This window comes from Halorubrum sp. Atlit-8R, from assembly GCF_003666025.1.
GTDB classification, from domain to species: domain Archaea; phylum Halobacteriota; class Halobacteria; order Halobacteriales; family Haloferacaceae; genus Halorubrum; species Halorubrum salinarum.
The window spans coordinates 170,073-187,951 of the sequence record NZ_QPLV01000002.1 but is presented as its reverse complement, the minus strand read 5'-3'; the positions used below and the strand labels follow the sequence as shown (position 1 = coordinate 187,951).

Annotated in this window: 16 protein-coding genes; 8 read left to right on the top strand and 8 right to left on the bottom strand. The window is 71.7% G+C overall.

What is annotated here, in order from left to right:
- Window position 1 precedes the first annotated feature (1 nt).
- The 6 genes from DVK05_RS06725 to DVK05_RS06700 form a co-directional block, all read right to left on the bottom strand.
- The gene (locus tag DVK05_RS06725) at window positions 2-664 is read right to left on the bottom strand and encodes a metal-dependent transcriptional regulator (protein ID WP_121562964.1); all 663 of its coding nucleotides are present in this window, start codon (window positions 662-664) and stop codon (window positions 2-4) included.
- A 119-nt stretch (window positions 665-783) separates the two neighbouring features.
- A complete protein-coding gene (locus DVK05_RS06720) occupies window positions 784-1,896 on the bottom strand; it encodes a metal ABC transporter permease (protein ID WP_121562623.1) in 1,113 nt (370 codons plus the stop codon).
- Window positions 1,893-2,795, bottom strand: coding sequence for a metal ABC transporter ATP-binding protein (locus tag DVK05_RS06715; protein WP_121562622.1), 903 nt, complete (start codon window positions 2,793-2,795; stop codon window positions 1,893-1,895). Before DVK05_RS06715 ends, DVK05_RS06720 begins: the two co-directional genes overlap by 4 nt.
- A complete protein-coding gene (locus tag DVK05_RS06710; protein ID WP_121562963.1) occupies window positions 2,792-3,841 on the bottom strand; it encodes a metal ABC transporter substrate-binding protein in 1,050 nt (349 codons plus the stop codon). Before DVK05_RS06710 ends, DVK05_RS06715 begins: the two co-directional genes overlap by 4 nt.
- Window positions 3,842-4,017: 176 nt before the next feature.
- Window positions 4,018-4,899 carry a homoserine kinase gene (locus DVK05_RS06705; RefSeq protein WP_121562621.1) on the bottom strand — a complete coding sequence of 294 codons (882 nt, stop codon included), beginning with the start codon at window positions 4,897-4,899 and terminating at the stop codon, window positions 4,018-4,020.
- Between the two features lie 154 nt (window positions 4,900-5,053).
- Window positions 5,054-5,302: a hypothetical protein gene (locus tag DVK05_RS06700; protein ID WP_053771008.1), complete on the bottom strand. Its 249-nt coding sequence runs from the start codon at window positions 5,300-5,302 to the stop codon at window positions 5,054-5,056.
- 124 nt (window positions 5,303-5,426) lie between these two features.
- On the opposite strand from DVK05_RS06700, the gene DVK05_RS06695 reads away from it, so the two are divergent.
- The 3 genes from DVK05_RS06695 to DVK05_RS06685 all read left to right on the top strand — a co-directional run bounded on the left by DVK05_RS06695 (window position 5,427) and on the right by DVK05_RS06685 (window position 9,742).
- Complete coding sequence (locus tag DVK05_RS06695) at window positions 5,427-6,701, top strand: TIGR00341 family protein (RefSeq protein ID WP_121562962.1); 1,275 nt, start codon at window positions 5,427-5,429, stop codon at window positions 6,699-6,701.
- A gap of 80 nt (window positions 6,702-6,781) precedes the next feature.
- Window positions 6,782-8,938, top strand: a complete 2,157-nt coding sequence (locus tag DVK05_RS06690) for a formate/nitrite transporter family protein (RefSeq protein ID WP_121562620.1) — start codon at window positions 6,782-6,784, stop codon at window positions 8,936-8,938.
- 60 nt (window positions 8,939-8,998) lie between these two features.
- A complete protein-coding gene (locus tag DVK05_RS06685) occupies window positions 8,999-9,742 on the top strand; it encodes an SIMPL domain-containing protein (protein ID WP_121562619.1) in 744 nt (247 codons plus the stop codon).
- A gap of 38 nt (window positions 9,743-9,780) precedes the next feature.
- Here DVK05_RS06685 and DVK05_RS06680 read toward each other — a convergent pair whose 3' ends face one another.
- Window positions 9,781-10,764 (bottom strand): NOG1 family protein, encoded by a 984-nt coding sequence (locus DVK05_RS06680; RefSeq protein WP_121562618.1) that lies wholly within the window; start codon window positions 10,762-10,764, stop codon window positions 9,781-9,783.
- A gap of 201 nt (window positions 10,765-10,965) precedes the next feature.
- Between DVK05_RS06680 and DVK05_RS06675 the strand changes: the two genes are divergently transcribed.
- The 3 genes from DVK05_RS06675 (at window position 10,966) to DVK05_RS06665 (ending at window position 13,388) form a co-directional block, all read left to right on the top strand.
- Complete coding sequence (locus DVK05_RS06675; RefSeq protein ID WP_121562617.1) at window positions 10,966-12,429, top strand: Na+/H+ antiporter NhaC family protein; 1,464 nt, start codon at window positions 10,966-10,968, stop codon at window positions 12,427-12,429.
- Between the two features lie 67 nt (window positions 12,430-12,496).
- The gene (locus DVK05_RS06670; RefSeq protein ID WP_199712294.1) at window positions 12,497-13,000 is read left to right on the top strand and encodes a DUF2240 family protein; all 504 of its coding nucleotides are present in this window, start codon (window positions 12,497-12,499) and stop codon (window positions 12,998-13,000) included.
- A gap of 1 nt (window position 13,001) precedes the next feature.
- Window positions 13,002-13,388, top strand: a complete 387-nt coding sequence (locus DVK05_RS06665) for a hypothetical protein (RefSeq protein ID WP_121562616.1) — start codon at window positions 13,002-13,004, stop codon at window positions 13,386-13,388.
- Between the two features lie 56 nt (window positions 13,389-13,444).
- On the opposite strand, the gene DVK05_RS06660 is transcribed toward DVK05_RS06665, so the two are convergent.
- Complete coding sequence (locus DVK05_RS06660) at window positions 13,445-15,352, bottom strand: methyl-accepting chemotaxis protein (RefSeq protein ID WP_121562615.1); 1,908 nt, start codon at window positions 15,350-15,352, stop codon at window positions 13,445-13,447.
- A gap of 270 nt (window positions 15,353-15,622) precedes the next feature.
- Here DVK05_RS06660 and DVK05_RS06655 point away from each other — a divergent pair, with 270 nt between their 5' ends.
- Both DVK05_RS06655 and DVK05_RS06650 read left to right on the top strand, forming a co-directional pair.
- A complete protein-coding gene (locus DVK05_RS06655) occupies window positions 15,623-16,918 on the top strand; it encodes a DNA double-strand break repair nuclease NurA (protein WP_121562614.1) in 1,296 nt (431 codons plus the stop codon).
- Window positions 16,919-16,978: 60 nt separating this feature from the next.
- Window positions 16,979-17,851, top strand: a complete 873-nt coding sequence (locus DVK05_RS06650) for a mechanosensitive ion channel family protein (RefSeq protein ID WP_121562613.1) — start codon at window positions 16,979-16,981, stop codon at window positions 17,849-17,851.
- Window positions 17,852-17,879 lie beyond the last annotated feature (28 nt).

The window sequence follows — 17,879 nt, the reverse complement described above, 5'->3', positions numbered from 1 at the left end:
GTCAGGAGCCGTCGCTCGCGGCGTCCACGGGCTCGACCTCGATGAGTCGCGCTATCTCCTCGGGGAGGCTCTGGTCGTCGGTCGGCGTCTCGACGGTCACCATCCCGAACGGCGCCACGTCGACGACGGCGAGCTCGACCTCCGGGCGGACGCCGGCGTCGGAGAGGTAGCGCAGCTCGGCGTCGCCCTGATGGCGGATCCGACGGACGACGACGCGGTCGCCCTCGTCGGCGTCGACCAGTCGGACGGTGTCGCCCGCCGTCGGCAGCGAGAGGTCGGCGTCGGGGATGGGGTCGCCGTGCGGGTCGACCGGCGGGTTGCCGAGCGCCTCGGCGATGCGGTCGCTCAGCTTCTCGGAGACGTGGTGTTCGAGCCTGTCGGCCTCGTCGTGGACGTCGACCCAGCTGTAGTCGAGCTGCTCGGTCAGGAACGCCTCCAAGAGCCGGTGGTGCCGGAGGATCTCTAACGCGACGACCTCGCCCTCCTCGGTGAGCGTCACGCCCTTGTACTCCTCGCGGTCGACGAGCCCCCGCTCTTCGAGCTTCTTCACCATCGAGGAGACGGTCGGCGCGGTGACCTCGAGGTAGTCGGCGAGGGCGGAGGTCGACACCCGCTCCCCGGTGTCGCGCTCGATGGCGTAGATCGATTTGATGTAATCCTCCATGACCGCGCTGATGACGTCCGACGACGCCCGCGGCCCGGACCCGTCGGCGTCGGCCTCGCGTCCCCCGGCGGTTCCGTCCGCGCTGCCCGCGTCGGATCCGTCCTCGTCGCCCGCCACGGTCAGTCACCCCCCGTTCCGGCGTCCGGGGCCGCGTCGTCGGTCTCGATGCTCTCCATCTCGGGGACCTCCCGCCCGCCGCGGGCGGACTGGACCTTCCCGGCGACCACCGCGCAGACGTAGATCCCCACGGCGACGAGCACGATCACCCCGCCGGCGGTGACGCCGCCGTAGTAGGCGACGCCGATGCCGAGGAGGACCGCGAGCTCCGCCAAGACGACCGAGACGACGAGCGACTCGGTGAAGCTGCGGGACACCTGCGTCGCGCCCGCGACGGGCACGACGAGCATCGCCGCCACGAGGATGACCCCCATGATCTGCATCGCGCCGACGACGACCATCGCCGTCAGCATCACCATCACGCGGTTGTACCAGTTGACGGAGATGCCGGAGACGGCGGCCGCGGTCTCGTCGAAGGTCACGTAGAGGAGCTGGTTGCGGGTCACCGCGACCGTGCCGACGATGACGACGAACAGCACGAGGAGGATCCCCGCGCTCTGGGGCGACACCGTCGAGAGGCTCCCGAAGAGGAACTGGTTCACCCCGACCGCGAGCCCGCCCGCGTTGAGGCTGATGAGCGTCGTCCCCAGCGCGAACCCCGTCGAGAGGACGATCGCCATCGAGACGTCGTTGTACGCGTCGGTCGTCTCGGAGATGAGCTCGATGAACAGCGCGGCGATCATCGCCACGACGACCGCGGTGAGGTACGGCGACACCCCGAGGTCGATGACGGCGTTGAGGAAGAGCCCGACCGCGACCCCGGCGAACGCCGTGTGCGCCAGCGCGTCCCCGATAAGCGCGAGCTGGCGGTGGACGAGGAAGGTGCCGATGAGCGGCGCCATCACGCCCACGCAGAGCCCGACGAGCACCGCCCGGTGCATGTACCGGTAGCGCGGGTTCAGCATCTCCAGGCCGGAGAGGTAGTACGCCCAGTCCATCAGCCAGTACCACTGCGCCAGCACCCAGCGGAGGGCGGCGAAGAGGGCCTCCCCGACGCCGGCGAGGCCGCCCTGTAACGCGAGCGCCGCCGGCTGCGAGCCCGCGGCGAGGGGCAGCGACTGGTCGAGCGCGGCGAGGAGCCACGCGGCGAGCGCGGCGGTCAGCGGGTCGCTCATTCGGCACCCCCGGCGAGGAAGCGCGCCTCGGTCCCGAACGCCCGCGCCAGGGCGTCGCTCTCGACGAACTCCTCGGTCGGGCCGTCGAAGTACACCTCGCGGTTGAGACAGACGACGCGGTCGGCGTGCTCGACGACCGCGCCGAGGTCGTGCTCGATGAGGACCACGGTGATCCCCGCGTCGTTGAGCGCGTCGAGCAGGTCGTAGAACGCGTCGACGGACTCGGCGTCGACGCCGACGGTCGGCTCGTCTAACACGAGCAGGTCGGCCTCGCCCGCCAGCGCCCGGGCGATGAACACCCGCTGGCGCTGGCCGCCGGAGAGCCGCCCGACGCGCCGGTCGGCGAACGCGCCCATCCCGACGGTCGCGAGCGCGTCGTCGACGACTTCCCAGTCGGCGGCCGTGAGCCGGCCCGAGACGACGTTCGCGGCCCACCGCGCCGTGCGGACGGGGTCGTCGGCCAGCCCGTCGGCGAGCGCGCCGCCGGCCAGCCGGTCGAGCCCGAGGTACGGGAACCGGCCCATCTTCACCACCTCGCGGACGGTGATCGGCATGTCTTGGGCGGCGCTGGCCTGCTGGGCGACGTAGCCGATCCGCTCGCCGTCGTCGAACCCCGCCGCGTCCTCGCCGAACAGCCGGGCCGTCCCCGCGTCGGGCCCGAGCAGCCCGAGCATGAGCCGCATCAGCGTCGACTTCCCGGAGCCGTTCGGCCCGACGACGGCGACGTACTCGCCGGACTCGACGGTCAGCGACACGTCCTCGACGACCGGCGTCGCCGTGTAGCCGAACGTGACGCCGGCGAGGTCGATCACCGACTCCGCCGCGCCGTCGGCGCCGGCCTCGGCCGAGCGGTCGGCGCGCTCGACGACCGCCGCTTGGTCAGCGTCGTCCGCGCTCATACCGGCTCGAAGTTCCGCCACTGTTCGACCCACCCGTCCGTCGGCGCCGCGGCCTCGGGCGTCTCGTTCCCTAAGACGATCTCGAACGTCGGCATGTTGATGTTGTACGCGATCTCCTCGTACCCCCAGTCCTCCGCGAGCCACTCCTCGCGGATCCCGGCGTACGGCGTGACCGGGAAGTACGCCTCGACGGCGGTCTCGCGGACGAGCTGCTGGGCCGGGCGCTGCGACTCGAAGACGCCGTTCGCGATGTACCGGATGTCGTTCTCGCGGATCACGCGCGTCGCCTCGCGGATGTCCGCGGGCTTGACGTCGCCGCTCGCCGCGAGGCTCGTGACGAGCGGGCGCATCCGGACGCCGTACCGCACGCCGATGTACTGGAAGGCGTTGTGCGCGGCCAGCTGGACCACGTCGCGGTCCGACCGCTCGAACATCGCCTCGTAGTCGGCGTCGATGCGGTCGAGCACCTCGCTTTTGTACCGGGCCGCGTTCTCGCGGATCGTCTCGGCGTGGTCCGGGACGAGGTCGACGAACCCCTCGGCGATGTTGTCGACCGACCGCTTCGCGCGGAGCGGGTCCAACCAGAAGTGCGGGTCCTTCCCGCGCTGGGCGCCGACCCCCTCCTCGTCCCGGTCGAGCGACGCCGCGAGGTCCACCAGGTCGATGCCCTCGCGGGCGTTTATCAGCGCGGTGTCCGTCCCGTCGGCCTCGACCGTCCGGATGGCGCGGTCGGCCCACGGCTGGAAGTCCTCGCCGACGTGGACGAACGCGTCCGCCTCGACGATCCGCCGCGTGATGCTCGCGTTCGGCTCCCAGCCGTGACCGTGGAGCCCCGTGGGAACGAGGTTCTCGACGGTCAGCGGGGTCCCCTCGGCGACCTTCCGCCCGAAGTCGTAGAAGCTGAAGAAGGAGGCGACGGCGACCGGCCCGCCGTCGTCGCCCTCGGCGCGCCCCGACCCGACCGGCGCGCTCGGGAGCGCCGTACACCCGGCCACTCCGGCCAGGGCCGTCGCGCCACCGATGCGAAGCGCGTCGCGTCGCGTCACCGACCGTCCGTCGTCCGCGTCGGATATCATATCACTAACCACATCCAATTGTTAGACTCGTCTAATCCTAGCTTTCTGCGTATATATACCCCTTTCGGTGACGACGACGGGCGTCGGCGTCCCGGAGTGTCGGCGGAGCGGTCGGCGAGGGCCGCTCCGCACCGTTTCACCCCGAGTCAGCCGTCGAGGAACGTCGTGCCGCGTCCGATCCGGGTCTGGTACGCGCGTGCCTCGATGCCGGCGCCGGCGAAGGCGTCGAGCATCGCGGCCGCGACGTCGCGGCGGTCGCGCTCGCGGCAGGCGGCGATCACGGCGGGGCCGGCGCCGCTGACGGTGACGCCGGTCGCGCCGGCGTCGAAGGCGCGCTCGCGGACGTCGTCGTAGCCGGTGATGAGACGGGCGCGCTCGGGCGTGACCACGGGGTCGCTCATGCCGGCCCCGACGAGGGCCGGGTCCGAGCGGCACATGCCGACCGCGAGCGTCGCCGCGTTGCCGACGGTCTCCACGAGGTCCTCCATCGAGGCGCTCTCGGGGACGACCCGGCGCGCGTCGCGGGTCGAGACCGCCACGTCGGGGAGACAGACGACGAGGGGGATCGCCGCGTCCACCGAACTGGTCCCCTCGGCGGTCGTCACGGTGAACCCGCCGAGGATCGAGGGCGCGACGTTGTCCGCGTGCGCGACCCCGGAGACGACCGCCTCGCCCTCCGCCGCGACCGGGACGAGCTCCTTCCGGGAGAGACCGCGGTCGTACAGCCGGTTGAGCGCCACCGCCGCGCCGGCGGCGCTCGCGGCCGAGGAGCCGAGCCCCGAGGCCGGGCGCACGCCCTTGTCGATGTGGATCCGCGCGGGCGCGTCGAGCGCCTCGACGACGGCGCCGACGGTGTTCTTCTCCGGGTCCTCCGGGATGTACTGCGCGCCGACGCCCGTGACCTCGATCGTCGTCTCGGCCGCCTTCTCGACCGTGACGACGTCCGCCGGGCGCGAGAGGGCCGCCCCGAACACGTCGAAGCCGCTCCCGAGGTTCGCGCTCGTCGCGGGGGCCCGTACCGTTACCATGGCGGGGAGTGTCCCCCGCGGGGCAAAAAGGAGCGGGATCGAACAGATAGTGAGACGGGGACCGAATCGGTCGCTGTCGGGCGGAGAGAGACGAGAGAAAGCGGCGTCGCGGGCGGTTCGAGCGGGCGGAGCGGTCGGCGGTCGGTCCGCGGCGTTACCGGGCCATCGTCCACAGCAGCGCGCCGACGAGGACGAGCGGGACGCCGAGGAGGATGAACGTCGGCGGCATCGTCGTGTACGGCGCCATCAGGAAGACGACCCCGAAGACGGCCAGGATCGACGCGATGACCTTCTGTGACTTCAGCGGCGCAGCCCCCAGGAGCGACACGAGGAGCCCGAACAGGATGATGTGCCCGAGGTGGTAGTCGAGCAGGAACGTGTCGATGACCAGCGGCGAGAGCATTCTTGGCCGAAGGTGCGAGCGATTCGCGCATTAAAGTTCCGTTTCTCGTGGCCCGGGCGCTCGCCGCGTGCCGATATTATAAGGGTCGCCGGCGCCACCGGGGACCGTGCGACTCGTTCAGGTCATGATTCCGGCGGGCAAGCGGGCGGCGGTCGTCCGCGCGCTCGACGACGAGGGGGTCGACTACGTCGTCACCGACGAGACGAGCGGCCGGGAGTACACCGCGGTCGCGACGTTCCCGCTGCCGACCGCCGCCGTCGAGCCGGTCCTCGACCGACTCCGGGAGGCCGGGATCGACGAGAGCACCTACACCGTCATCGTCGCGGCCGAGACGGTCATCTCGCGGCGGTTCGAGGCGCTCGAAGAGCAGTACGAGGAAGACGCCGACCGCGGCGGCGACCGGATCTCGCGCGAGGAGCTCCAAGCGAAGGCGGACGACCTCGCGTCCGGGCTGGGGACCTACGTGCTGATGACCGTCATCTCGGCGGTGATCGCCACGGCGGGGCTCCTGCTCGACTCCCCCGCGACCGTGGTCGGATCGATGGTGATCGCGCCGCTCATCGGGCCGGCGATGTCGGCCGCGATCGGCACCGTGGTCGACGACGAGGCGCTGTTCCGGCGGGGCGTGCGGATGCAGGTCATCGGCGTCGCGGTCGCGGTCCTCGCGGCGACGCTGTTCGCGCTCGCGCTGCGCTCGCTCGCCTTGGTCCCGCCCGGGCTCGACCCGCTGGAGCTCGCGGAGGTGTCGGAGCGGCTCGCGCCGAACGTCCTCGTGTTGGTCGTCGCGGTCGGCGCCGGGGTCGCGGGCATCGTCTCGCTGATGACCGGCGTCTCGGCGACGCTCGTCGGCGTGATGATCGCGGTGGCGCTCATCCCGCCCGCGGCCGCCGTCGGGATCGGGATCGCCTTCCGGATCCCGCGGCTCGTGCTCGGCGCGGGGGTCATCGTCGCCGTGAACGTCCTCTCGATCAACCTCTCGGCGCTCGTCATGCTGTGGTACGAGGGGTACCGCCCCCAGCGGTGGTTCCGCGAGGACGACGCGCGCTCGGCGTTCCTCAAGCGCGTCGCCGTGCTGGCGGTCGCGATCGCGCTGCTGTCGGTGTTCCTCGGCGGCGTCACCTACGAGTCGTACGTCGCCTCGACCACCGAAGCAGACATCCGAGCGGCCGCCACCGACGAGCTGACCGCGATCGACTCCGAGTTCGAGCTCCTCGAACTGACCGTCCAACGGACCGGAACCGTCCCGCCGCTCGAAACGGACCGGGTGGTGGTCACCGTGGGCGTCCCGCCCGGCAGCACCGTCGCGGGGACCGCGCCCGCGCTCGACGACCGGATCGAGTCGGTCGTCGACCGCGAGGTCGACGTCGAGGTCCGCACGGTGACCGTCGAGCGCGCCTGAGGCCGGCGGCGCGCGGCGGGACGCCGCCGCAGTGGGGCGAAGAGGAACTACTTTTTACGGGGGTGCCGTGAGACCCGCCAGTGACCGACTCACAGCAACCCGACGACGATTCCATGCGGGAGGTCGTCGAGCGGTCCCGGAGCGGCGCGCCCGCGGTCGGCGAGGCCGTCAGGGACCGGTTCTCCTCCGACGAGGTGTTCCAGCGGATCATCGCGGCCGCGGACGAGGAGGTGACCTCGGGGAGCCGGGAGCTGTTCTTCAGCGGGCTCGCCGCCGGGCTGGCGATCACGATCACGTTCATGCTGTACGCGTCGCTGACGGCGGCGACCGACTCGCACCCTATCTTGAGCGTCCTCCTGTACCCGCTCGGGTTCATCTACATCATCATCGGCGGCTACCAGCTGTACACCGAGAACACGCTGCCGCCGGTGGCGCTCACGCTCGAACGGCTCGCGAGCCTGCCGACCCTGCTGCGCCACTGGTCTATCGTCTTGGCGGGCAACTTCGTCGGCGGCGCGATCGGGGCGCTCGTCCTCTCGTACGGCGGCGTCTTCACCGGTGAGACCGTCTCCGCGGCGCGGTACATCTCGCAGGGCGGGTTCGCCGTCGACTTCGTCCCGCTGTTCTTCAAGGCCGCGATGGCCGGGCTCATCGTCGCCGGCGTCGTCTGGGTCGGCTTCGCCTCCACCGACTCCGTGAGCCGGATGCTCGTCGTCTACCTCGCGTTCCTCGCGATCCCGCTCGGCGACCTCTTCCACGTGGTCGTCTCCTTCACCGAGGTCCTCTTCCTGTTCTTCGAGGACGGTATCCCGCTGTACGGCGCCGAGATCAGCCTCTACACCGGTATCGTCGGCTTCGTAATCCCCGTGCTGCTTGGGAACACGATCGGCGGGGTCGTGCTGGTCACGCTCGTCAACTACTTCCAGACCAGCGAGGAGCGCCTCGAGGAGGCGCGCTTCGAGGGCATGAGTCGCCGCCTCACCGTTCCTGAGTGGGTGTTCGGCCGCGCGGCCGGGCGCTCGTACGTCCCCATCCTGGACGCCACCGAGGCGACGCTGTTCGCGGGCGAGGGCTACCGGATCATGGTGCCGATCACGAACCCTCGGACCGACGGCCCCATCGTCGAGCTCGCGGCGCGGCTCGCGAGCAGCCACGAGGACGGCGTGGTCCACATCGTCCACGTCGTCCAGGCGCCCGAGCGCATGTCGCTGTCCTCCGGCGACGCCGGGCGTCGCATCGCGGACGTCTCCGCGGAGGGGATGGGGAACCTCCGGTCGACCGCGGCCGACTACGACGTGGACGTGTCGACCTCGACGGTCGTCTCGCACCGCTCGTTCGAGGAGATGTTCAACATGGCGCGCCGGACCCGCCCCGACGCCGTGCTGATGGGCTGGGGCGACGACCAGCTGTGGAGCGCCGCCCGCGCCGAGCGGCCGATCGACGAGCTCACCAACCAGCTCCCCTGCGACTTCCTCATCCTCAACGAGCGCGACCTGGACACCTCGCGGATCCTCATCCCGACCTCCGGGGGCCCCGACTCGGCGCTCAGCGCCGAGGTCGCGCGGGTGCTCGCCGAGACGACCGGCGCCGAGGTGACGCTGCTCCACGTCGTCGACGACCCGGGCGACAGGGCGCGCGGCGAGGCGTTCCTCGCGTCGTGGGCCGACGAACACGGGCTCGGCGACGCCGAGCTCGTCGTCGACGACGGCGGCGACGTGGAGGGCGGGATCTGCCGGGCCGCCGCCGACAAGACGCTCGTCATCATCGGCGCCACGGAGAAGGGGCTGCTCTCGCGGCTCGTCTCGAACTCCCTCCACCTCGACGTGATCCACGAGGTCGAGGCCTCGGTGCTGCTCACCGAGCGGCCGAGCAGCCGGTCGCTGCGCGAGCGCCTGTTCGGCTCCGGTCGCCGGGCCACCGACCTGTCCCCCGGGGTCGAGCGCGACCCGGAGCGGTCGGCGGGGACCGACGTGCGGTCGATCGAGGACCACGAGGCGGACGCTGGTGACGACGCGGACGCCACCCCCGAAGACGACGCGGACGGCGCCCTCGCCGACGCCGACGGGGCGTCCGCCGACGCCGACCCGGCGTCTGCCGCCCACGACGGAGCGCCCGCCGCGGACGACGACGGCCCGGAGGACGAGCAGCCGCACCTCGACGACACGTTCGTCGCGGACCACGACGAGGCGGACGAGGAGGCCGCGGAGGAGGCGGACGCCGAGCGCGACGACCGATAGGCAAAACGGCTCTTTGTGTTATCTGCGGTTTATACGTCGTCCGGGCGCGAACGGTCGCGTATGGACAGGCGACTGACGGCACTCATCGGCATCGCTGCGCTCGTCGCGCTGGCCGGCTGTACGGGGTTCGCGGGCACCGCCACCCCGACCGGCGGCGACGACGCGCAACTGGAGCGGAGCATCGAAGTGACGGCCACCGGCGAGGCGGCGTCGGCCCCGGACCGCGCCACCCTCCGGGTCGCGGTCACCGCGACCGGCGGCGACGCCGAGGCGGTCCGCGACGAGCTGGCGGCCGGCGAGGCGGACCTCCGCGCGGCCCTGACCGACTGGGGGCTCGACGAGGAGGCGATCCGCACGGAGCGGTACGACGTGCGCGAGGCCTACGAGACCCGGGACGACCCGAACCGGACGCGCTACGAGGGGGTCCACCAGTACGCGATCGAAGTCGGCGACGTCGACGCCGTCGGCGAGGTCATCGACGTCGCCATCGACGCCGGCGCCGACCAGGTCCAGCGGATCCGGTTCGGCCTGAGCGAGGAGCGCGAGCGCGAGCTCCGCGAGGAGGCGATCACGGCGGCGATGGCGAACGCCGACGACGACGCGGCCGTCCTCGCGAACGCGAGCGACCTCGAAGTGGTCGGCGTGTACGACCTCTCCACGGCGCAGTCCGGCTCGTCGCCGTTCGTCGCGGAGCGCTACGCGGCCGCGGGCGGCGACGCCGGGGGCGCGTCGACGAGCGTCCAGACCGGCGACGTGACCGTGCGCGTCTCGGTGAACGTCGTCTACGAGGCCGTCCCGGCCTGACCGGCGGCGACCGCTTTTTTCCTCCGACCGCGGCTCGGTTACTCCCCGTCGCGCGTGGGGAGGTCGGGCTCGAAGCCGACCGCCTCGACGGCGGTGTCGAGGACGGCCTCGACGTTCTCGTCTTCCGTGACGCTCATCGTCGCGTCGACCGACTCCGCCTTCACCGCCTCGAAGCGGTCGTGTTTGTTGGCCACCGTGAGCAGCGGCACGTCGGCGCCGAACAGCTCGCGGACCTCCTCGCGCAGCTCGAGCTGGACGTCGAGCGGGTAGCCGCAGTCGCCGGAGGGGTCGATGACGAAGACGACGGCGTCCGCGAGGTGTTCGAGGGCGCTCACCGCCTGCCGCTCGATGTCGTTGCGCTCGTCTTCGGGGCGGTCGAGCAGGCCGGGCGTGTCGACGATCTGGTACCGGACGTGGTTCCGGTCGAAGTGGCCGATCTGGACGCCCTTCGTGGTGAACGGGTACTCCGCGATCTGGTTCGACGCGCGGGTGACGCGGTTGACGAACGACGACTTCCCGACGTTCGGGTAGCCGGCGACGACGATGGCGGGCTCGTCGGGCCTGACGTCGGGGAGGACCTTCAGCTGGTCCCGCGAGTCGCCGATGTACCGTAAGTCCGCTTCGATCTGGTCCATCACGTCGGCCATGCGAGCGAACGCCTGCTTCCGGTGTTTCCGCGCGGTGTCGACGTCGGAGTTCCGGATCTTCGTCGTGTACTCGTCGCGGAGCGACTCGATCTGGCGGCTGGCCCACATCACCTGCGAGAGTGCCTGCCGGAGGCGGTCAACGTCGACGATGGCGTCGGCGAGCTCGTAGTAGAACGGGTCGACGTCGAAGCCGAAGTCGGGCCACGAGGTGACGACGTTCTCTAAGTTGTCGGAGAGCACGTTGCCGGCGGTCCGTAGCATCGACTCCTGCGCCTCGTGGCCGCGCTTCGCGCGCCCGGCCCGCGACGCCCGCGAGAACGCCTTGTCGACGAGTTCCTCCGCGCGCGGAGTCGTCGGGAGGCCCTCAAATATCATTGTTACCCGCGTTTCACCGCCGACGCGTATAAGAGCGTCCGTTCGCGGACCGCCGCGACACGGCGGCACACGGGCGGACGCGGGGTCTGTGGGGGCAGCGGGAGCGGCCGGCGCCGAGGGACCGCGTCTGCGATGAACGATCGTTATCTTCGGCGCTCATATTTCGAGACATACTTATGCTTCAGAGAAATACGATCGCTCATGGCACGCTCGTTCACGCCGACGTCGTACGAGGACCTCGACCCCGACCGCCGCCCCAGCCTGGCGGCGGCGCTGGTCCCGGTCCTCGCCGTCGTGGCGTTCCTCGGAATCGGCTCGGCCGTCCTCGGCCTCGACCCGCACCCGCCGCTCATCTGGAGTATCGCCTTCGTCGGCGCCTTCGGCCTCTGGCTCGGCTACGACTGGGAGGACCTGTTCGACGGCATCGCCAACGGGCTCGTGATGGGGCTCCAGGCGCTCCTGATCATCTTCACCATCTACGGGCTGATCGCCACGTGGGTCAGCGCCGGCACGATCCCCGGCCTGATGTACTACGGCCTGGAGATCCTCTCGCCGACGACGTTCCTCCCGGCGGCCGCAATCGTCGCCGCCGTCGTCGCGTTCGCCATCGGCTCCTCGTGGACCACGGTCGGGACGCTCGGCGTCGCCTTCGTCGGCATCGGCGCGGGGCTCGGCGTCCCGGCGCCGATGACGGTCGGCGCCGTCCTCTCGGGCGCGTACGCCGGCGACAAGCAGTCGCCGCTCTCCGACACGACGAACCTCGCGGCCGGGGTCACGAACACGGACCTGTACGCCCACATCCGCCGGATGCGGACCGGCACCGCGGTCGCGTTCGGCCTCGCCGTCCTCGGCTTCGCGGCGCTCGGCCTTCGCGCGAGCGGGAGCATCCCGGCGGGGCGAATCGCGGAGATCCAGGGTGCGCTCGGCGAGACGTACGCGATCACCGTCGTCGCCTTCGTCCCGCTCGTCGTCACCTTCGGGCTGGCGCTGCGCGGCTACGCCGCGCTCCCGACGCTCGTCGCGGGCGTGTTCGCCGGCGTCGCCACGACCCTGCTCGTCCAGGGGGCCGGCTTCGTCGCCGCCTGGGAGACGTTCATGTACGGCACCGCGCCGGAGTCCGGCTCCCAGCTGGTGAACGACCTGCTCGCGACCGGCGGGCTCACGGGCTCCGCGTGGACGATCACGGTCGTCGTCGCCGCGCTGTCGCTCGGCGGCATCTTAGAGCGCACGGGCGTCCTCGCGGTGATCGCCCACGCGTTCACCACGTCGGTGAAGAGCCCCGGCGCGCTCGTCGGCGGCACCGGCGTCTCGGCCATCGCCATCAACGCGCTCACCGCCCAGCAGTACATGAGCATCGTCCTGCCGAGCGTCACGCTCCGCAACACCTACGACGAGTTCGGGCTCGACACCGACCAGCTCTCCCGCGCGGTCGAGGCCGCCGGGACCCCGACCGGCGCGCTGTTCCCGTGGCACGCGGGCGCCGTCTACATGGCCGGCGTCACCGGGGTGCCGACGCTGGAGTACGCGCCGTACTACCTGTTCGCGTTCCTCTCGCCGCTCGTCCTGTTCGCCATGGCCGCGACGGGCTACACGCTCGACGCGAGCCCGGCCTCGGCCGACGCCGCCGCGACCGACGCGGCCGCCGCGCCGGGCGGCGACGACTGACTGACGCGCGCGGCCGATCGGCCCCGCGTTCGACACGTTTACGCGGCCGCCGCGCCGTCCGTCTCACATGAGCCTGGAGGTCGCCGTCGCCGCCCCGTTCAAGACCCGGGCACAGGACCGGCTCGGCCAGGGGGAGTTCGTCGTCGCGCTCTCTTTGGAGCGGGAGTGGTTCTCGCCCGACCAGGCGAAGCGGCTCGTCGACGTCGCCGTCGGGCGCGGGCTGTTAGCCTCCGAGAACGGCGACCTCGTCCCGCAGTTCGACCCGGCGGAGGTGACGGTCCCGGAGGGGTTCGTCCCCGACGAGTCGGTCCTCCGCGAGCAGTCCACCTTCGAGAGCGCGCTCGACGCCATCGTCGCCGCCGGCGTCGAGAAGCAGCGCGCGGTCGCCGCGATCAACGAGCGCCAGCGGGCGCTCGCGGTCACCATCGAGGCCGCCGCGGTCCTCTACGCCCGCGAGCAGGGCGCCGCGGTCGACCGGCTCGCGGCCGACGTGCGCGAGGAGCTCGCCGCCGACGCGGGCGACGACGGGACCGCGGACTCAACCGACGCCGACGACCCGGAGGTCGCGTGAGATGGTCGCCGACCGCCTCGACGACGGCGTCCGGATCGCGCAGCTGCTCGCCTCCGAGGTGACCGGCAACGAGAGCGGACTCCGCGGGCTGACCGTCGCCGACGCCGACCGCGACGTCGAACCGACGCCGGACGGCGCGCTGGCGTACCGGATCGCCCGGGAGGCCGGCGACCCCGTCGCCGAGGTGTACGTCCAGCCGGACCGCACGCGGATCGAGGCGCTCGCGGCCCCGGACGCGGTCGCCGACGCCGCGGCGGCCGCGGGCCTCCGGGTCCGACCGAAGGCGGTCCGCCCGCCGCGGACGCTGGTGTTCGTCGAGGACGGCGCGGCGGTGAAGCGAGCGCTCGCGGTCCTCGAAGCGCTCCGCACGGGGCCCGACGCCGAGTGACCGGCGCCGGGTGAGAAATCGTCGTCGACGGGCGGGGGAGCCCGTCTCGGGGGTCGCTACTCGGGCTGTCCGCCGTCGCCGACCGCGACGTTCGGGCCGGGCGCGGCGCCGGGGTCGGCCCCCTCGCCGGAGACGTCGAACTCGCGGACGAGCGCGCCGAGCCGCTCGGCCTGCTCCGCGAGCGACCCAGCCTCGCTCGTCGCCTCGCTCATCGCGCTCAGCTGCTCGTCCGCGGCCTCGGCGACCGCGTCGGCCTCGTCGGCCGTCGACTGGCTGATGTCGGCGACCTCCTCGGCCATCGAGACGGTCTCCTCCGTGCTGGCGGCCTGGTCGTCGGTGGCGCGGCTGATCTCGCGGATCCCCTCGCCGGCCTCCGCGGCGTTGTCCGACACCCGCGCGAACGCGTCCGCGGCGTCGTCGACGGCGTCGGCGCCGGCGGCGATGTTCTCCTCGGCGCTCCGGACCGCCTCGACGGTCCCCTCGGTCTGCGACTGCGTGGCGCCGATCAGCTCCTCGATCTCCGTGGCCGCGTCCTGGGTCTCCTCGGCGAGCTGTTTCACCTCGTCGGCGACGACCGCGAAGCCGTCGCTCCCGCCGCCGCCCCCGCCGGCGCGGGCCGCCTCGATGTTCGCGTTCAGCGCGAGTAGGTTCGTCTGCTCGGCGATGTCGCCGATGAGGTCGACGATCTCGCCGATGTCCTCCATCCGCTCGTCGAGCTGCTGGACCGTGTCCGCCGCGTTGTCAAGCGCCTCGCGGGACTCCTCGACGCGCTCGATGGCGGCCTCGGCGGTCTCCTCGCCGTCGTCGGCGATGTCGGCGGTCTGCTCGGCGACGTCCACGACGGTCTCGGTCGAGGAGGCGACCTCCTCGATCGTCGCCGAGAGGTCGTTCATCTCGTCGGACACCTGCCGGAGCATCTCGCGCTGCTCGTCGGCGCCCTCGGCGATCTCCGAGACCGACTGGCTGACGACCTCGCTGCGGTCGGCCGCGGTCTCGACGCCGTCGACCGTGTTCGCGCTCGCGGTCGACACCTCCTGGGCGAACGAGCGGACCTCGCCCATCGCGTCGTCGATGTCGTCCATCATCCCGTTGAACGCCTCGCCGATCTGGGCCATCGCCTCGCTCTCGCTCTCCGCGTCGAGCCGGACGGTCAGGTCGCCGTCGGCCGCCCGGTCCATCGCGGCGCTGTAGGCGTCGGCCTTCGTCTCCAGGTGGCTGTTCAGGCGCTCGACCTCCTCGCGGCGCTTCTCGACTTCGGCCTTCGCGGCCTCGACGTCCTGGATCTCGGACTGCTTCTGTTCCGCGAGTTCGAGCTGCTGTTGGGCCGCCTCGCGCGACTTCTCGATCGAGTACCAGTTGACCATCAGCGCGCCGGAGAGCCCGAGGACGAAGACCGCGTGGATGACGCCCCAGATGATCGGGTTCTCGATCGCCGCGGTGTGGTTGTAGACGAGGCTCGAATCGATGAGGCTGAACGCGCCGTGCCCGATCGCCACGTAGCCGACGCCGACGGCGAACGGGAGCCAGTCCTCGTACAGCGCGAGCACGCCGATGAACACGAAGAAGCTGAAGTGCGCCTCGATGTACCCGCCCGACAGCTTCACCATCGCCATCGAGACGGTCATCAGGCTGAACGCCGTGAGCACCGTCCGCTGGCGGCGGCCGAGCCCCGACCAGGCCGCGAGCCCGGCGGTGCCGACGATGACGGCGACGAACCCGCCGAGCATCCACGGCGGCGTCGCCGGGATCTGCGCGCCGGTGAACGACTCCGTCCCCTCGTAGAGCCCGAGCGCGATCAGGAACGGCACCTGGACCAGCGTCGCGATCAGGATGTTGCGATGCCGCGGCGCCCACATCTCCGTCGGCATCGAGGTGCCGTCCGGAATGTACCGGAGCACCTCGCGCACCTTCTCCGTCAGCCCGCCCGATCCCCCCGCGTCGACCCCCGTCGCAGTCTCTGCCATATCCGTTGGTTGTCGTATATCATAAAAGGACATCGCCTCCAACTATTATCGCTGATATCGTCGTTTAGGCTCTAAGAAGCCGGAAAATAAGCCGAAGCGTGGTATTTAGTTGACACCAGCTACCGGCCGCCCTTGCTCCTTCTTCGGCGATAGTCGAACGTGTTCGCGGACGCGGCGGCGTCGCCCCGGTCTGCTCGTCGCCCTCGGCCGGGTGACGCCGCCGGCGACGCGGCCGACGGTTTTTATATCGGTCCGGTCCGCCGTACGCCCGTGACGCTCGATCCGATCCACGTCGAGAACATCGCCCAGCTCGCGTACGGCATCGGCGGCGACGTGGACGCGACGGACCACGACGACCTCGCGGAGCGCGTGTGGCGCGAGTGGCTCCCGGAGCTCCGCGCCGACGGCCGGGTCGTCGTCGAGGCGCTCGGCGACCACGAGCGCCGGCGCGCCGCCATCGACGACGTGGCGCTCGCGGCGCGCCCGTTCGAGACGGTCCACGGCCTCGACTCGGGGACGATCAACCCCACGACGTTCAAGAACGGGCTCGTCGTCGACGTCGCGCACGCGGCGATGGCCAGTTCGCCGACGGACCTGGACCTCCACCGCGACCGCACCATCGTCGCCACGGTCCACGCCGGCGACTCGACCGCCGGCTTCGACAGCGAGTGGACCCGCCGCGACGAGGGCCACACCCGCCAGCGCGTGTTCCACGTCCCACGGGTGAACCGCTACGCGGAGCGGGTCGTCCACGCGCTGGCCCTGTACCTCGCCGAGGGGACCCACGCGCTCGACCACGCCGACGAGGTCGACGAGCTCCTCGTCCTCGACGGCCCCGTCTACCCGAAGGAGCTTTTCACCTGGGCCGACCGCGACCCGGAACTGGGCGCGCTCGCCCGCGAGGCGAAGCCCCGCGCGGTGGTCGAGAAGTACGTCCGCCTCGTCGAGCGGTTCGTCGAGCGGGACGTGCCGCTGGCCGGCTTCGTGAAGAACCCCGCGAGCGGTACGGCGGTCCGGGCGCTCGCGAGCGCCGGCGTGGAGTCCCCGTGGCCCGACGACACCGCGCTGTTCACCCGCCTGCTGGAGCGGCGCGAGCCGGACGCGGCCGGCGTCGGGGGCGGCGACGACGCCGGCGGCCGCGGCGCGGACCGCGGCGCCCGCCTCGACGACGACCTCACCTTCACCACGTGGTTCCGCAGCCGCGGCGGCGCGGACGCGCCGATGGCCGCCGACGGCGACGCGCTCGGCGTCGAACGCGAGCTCGACCCGGCGCTGTACGAGCCGACGTTCATGGTCGTCTACGACCCCCGGACCGACGTGACGTACAAGCTGGAGGCGCCGTACGCGTTCACGCGCGACGAGTCGACGCGCGAGCGGCTCACCCGACAGGTGATCGCGGAGGTGGCGGCGACGCGCGGCCCGCCGGAGCCGGTCGCGAAGGCCGACGAGCTGGCCCGGATCTCGGCCACGGAGAAGGCGGCGCTCCGGCGGAAGTTCGAGGAGCGGCTCGGCAGCGACCAGCAGGCGACCTACGACGACCTGCGCTGGGGGAAGGACGGGTACTGACCCGCCGGCCCGGCTCCCGCGCGGTCCGGGGTTTTTACCGGTGCGACGCGACGCGAGCGTATGACCGGGCTGACGGCGCTGCCGAGGTGGGCGACGGAACTGGTGTCGGCGTACGACCGCGTGCTCTCGGAGCTGTTCTGGTTCCTCGCCGCGCTCGCGGTCGTCTACGCCCTCGGACAGGTCGTCGTCGTGCCGTTCGTCGTCCGCGTCGTGCGGGCGCGGAACCGCAACAACCCGACGATCGAGACGGCGGTCAGGACGTACGTCCGGGTGGCGCTGATCGGGTTCGCGACGCTGACCGGCGTGATCGCGGCCGGCTACGGGAGCGTGCTCACCGACTCGGCGATCGTCATCGCGGCGATCACCTTCGTCTTCGGCATCGCCGGCCAGCAGGTGTTCGGGTCGCTGATAAGCGGCATCTTCCTCGTGGCCGACCCCGACTTCAACGTCGGCGACTGGATCGCGTGGCCCGGCGGGGAGGGGACCGTCGAGGCCGTCGACTTCCGCGTGACGCGCGTCCGGACCCCGGACAACGAGACGATATCGGTGCCGAACACGGAGCTCACGAGCAACGCGCTCACCCGCCCCTACGGCCGGGACACCTACCGGATCACGGAGGCGGTGTACGTCGCCTACGACGAGGACGTCGAGCGGGCGCTCATGGCGCTCCGCTCCGTCGCGACGGACACGGAGGCGGTCCTCGACGAGCCGGCGCCGAACGCGCGCGTCCTCGACCTCGGCGAGAACGCGGTCACGGTCCAGGCCGAGCTGTGGGTCGACGACCCCGGGGACAGGGACGTGGCGACCCTCCGGTCCGACTTCCGCCGCGAGGTGAAGCGCCGGTTCGACGAGGAGGGGATCGCGATCGCGCCCCCGTCGGCGCAGTCGCTCTCCGGCGAACTCGCCGTGACGGAGCGTCCGGCCGACGGATGACCCCCGCCGGGGCAACCGCGATCCCCGC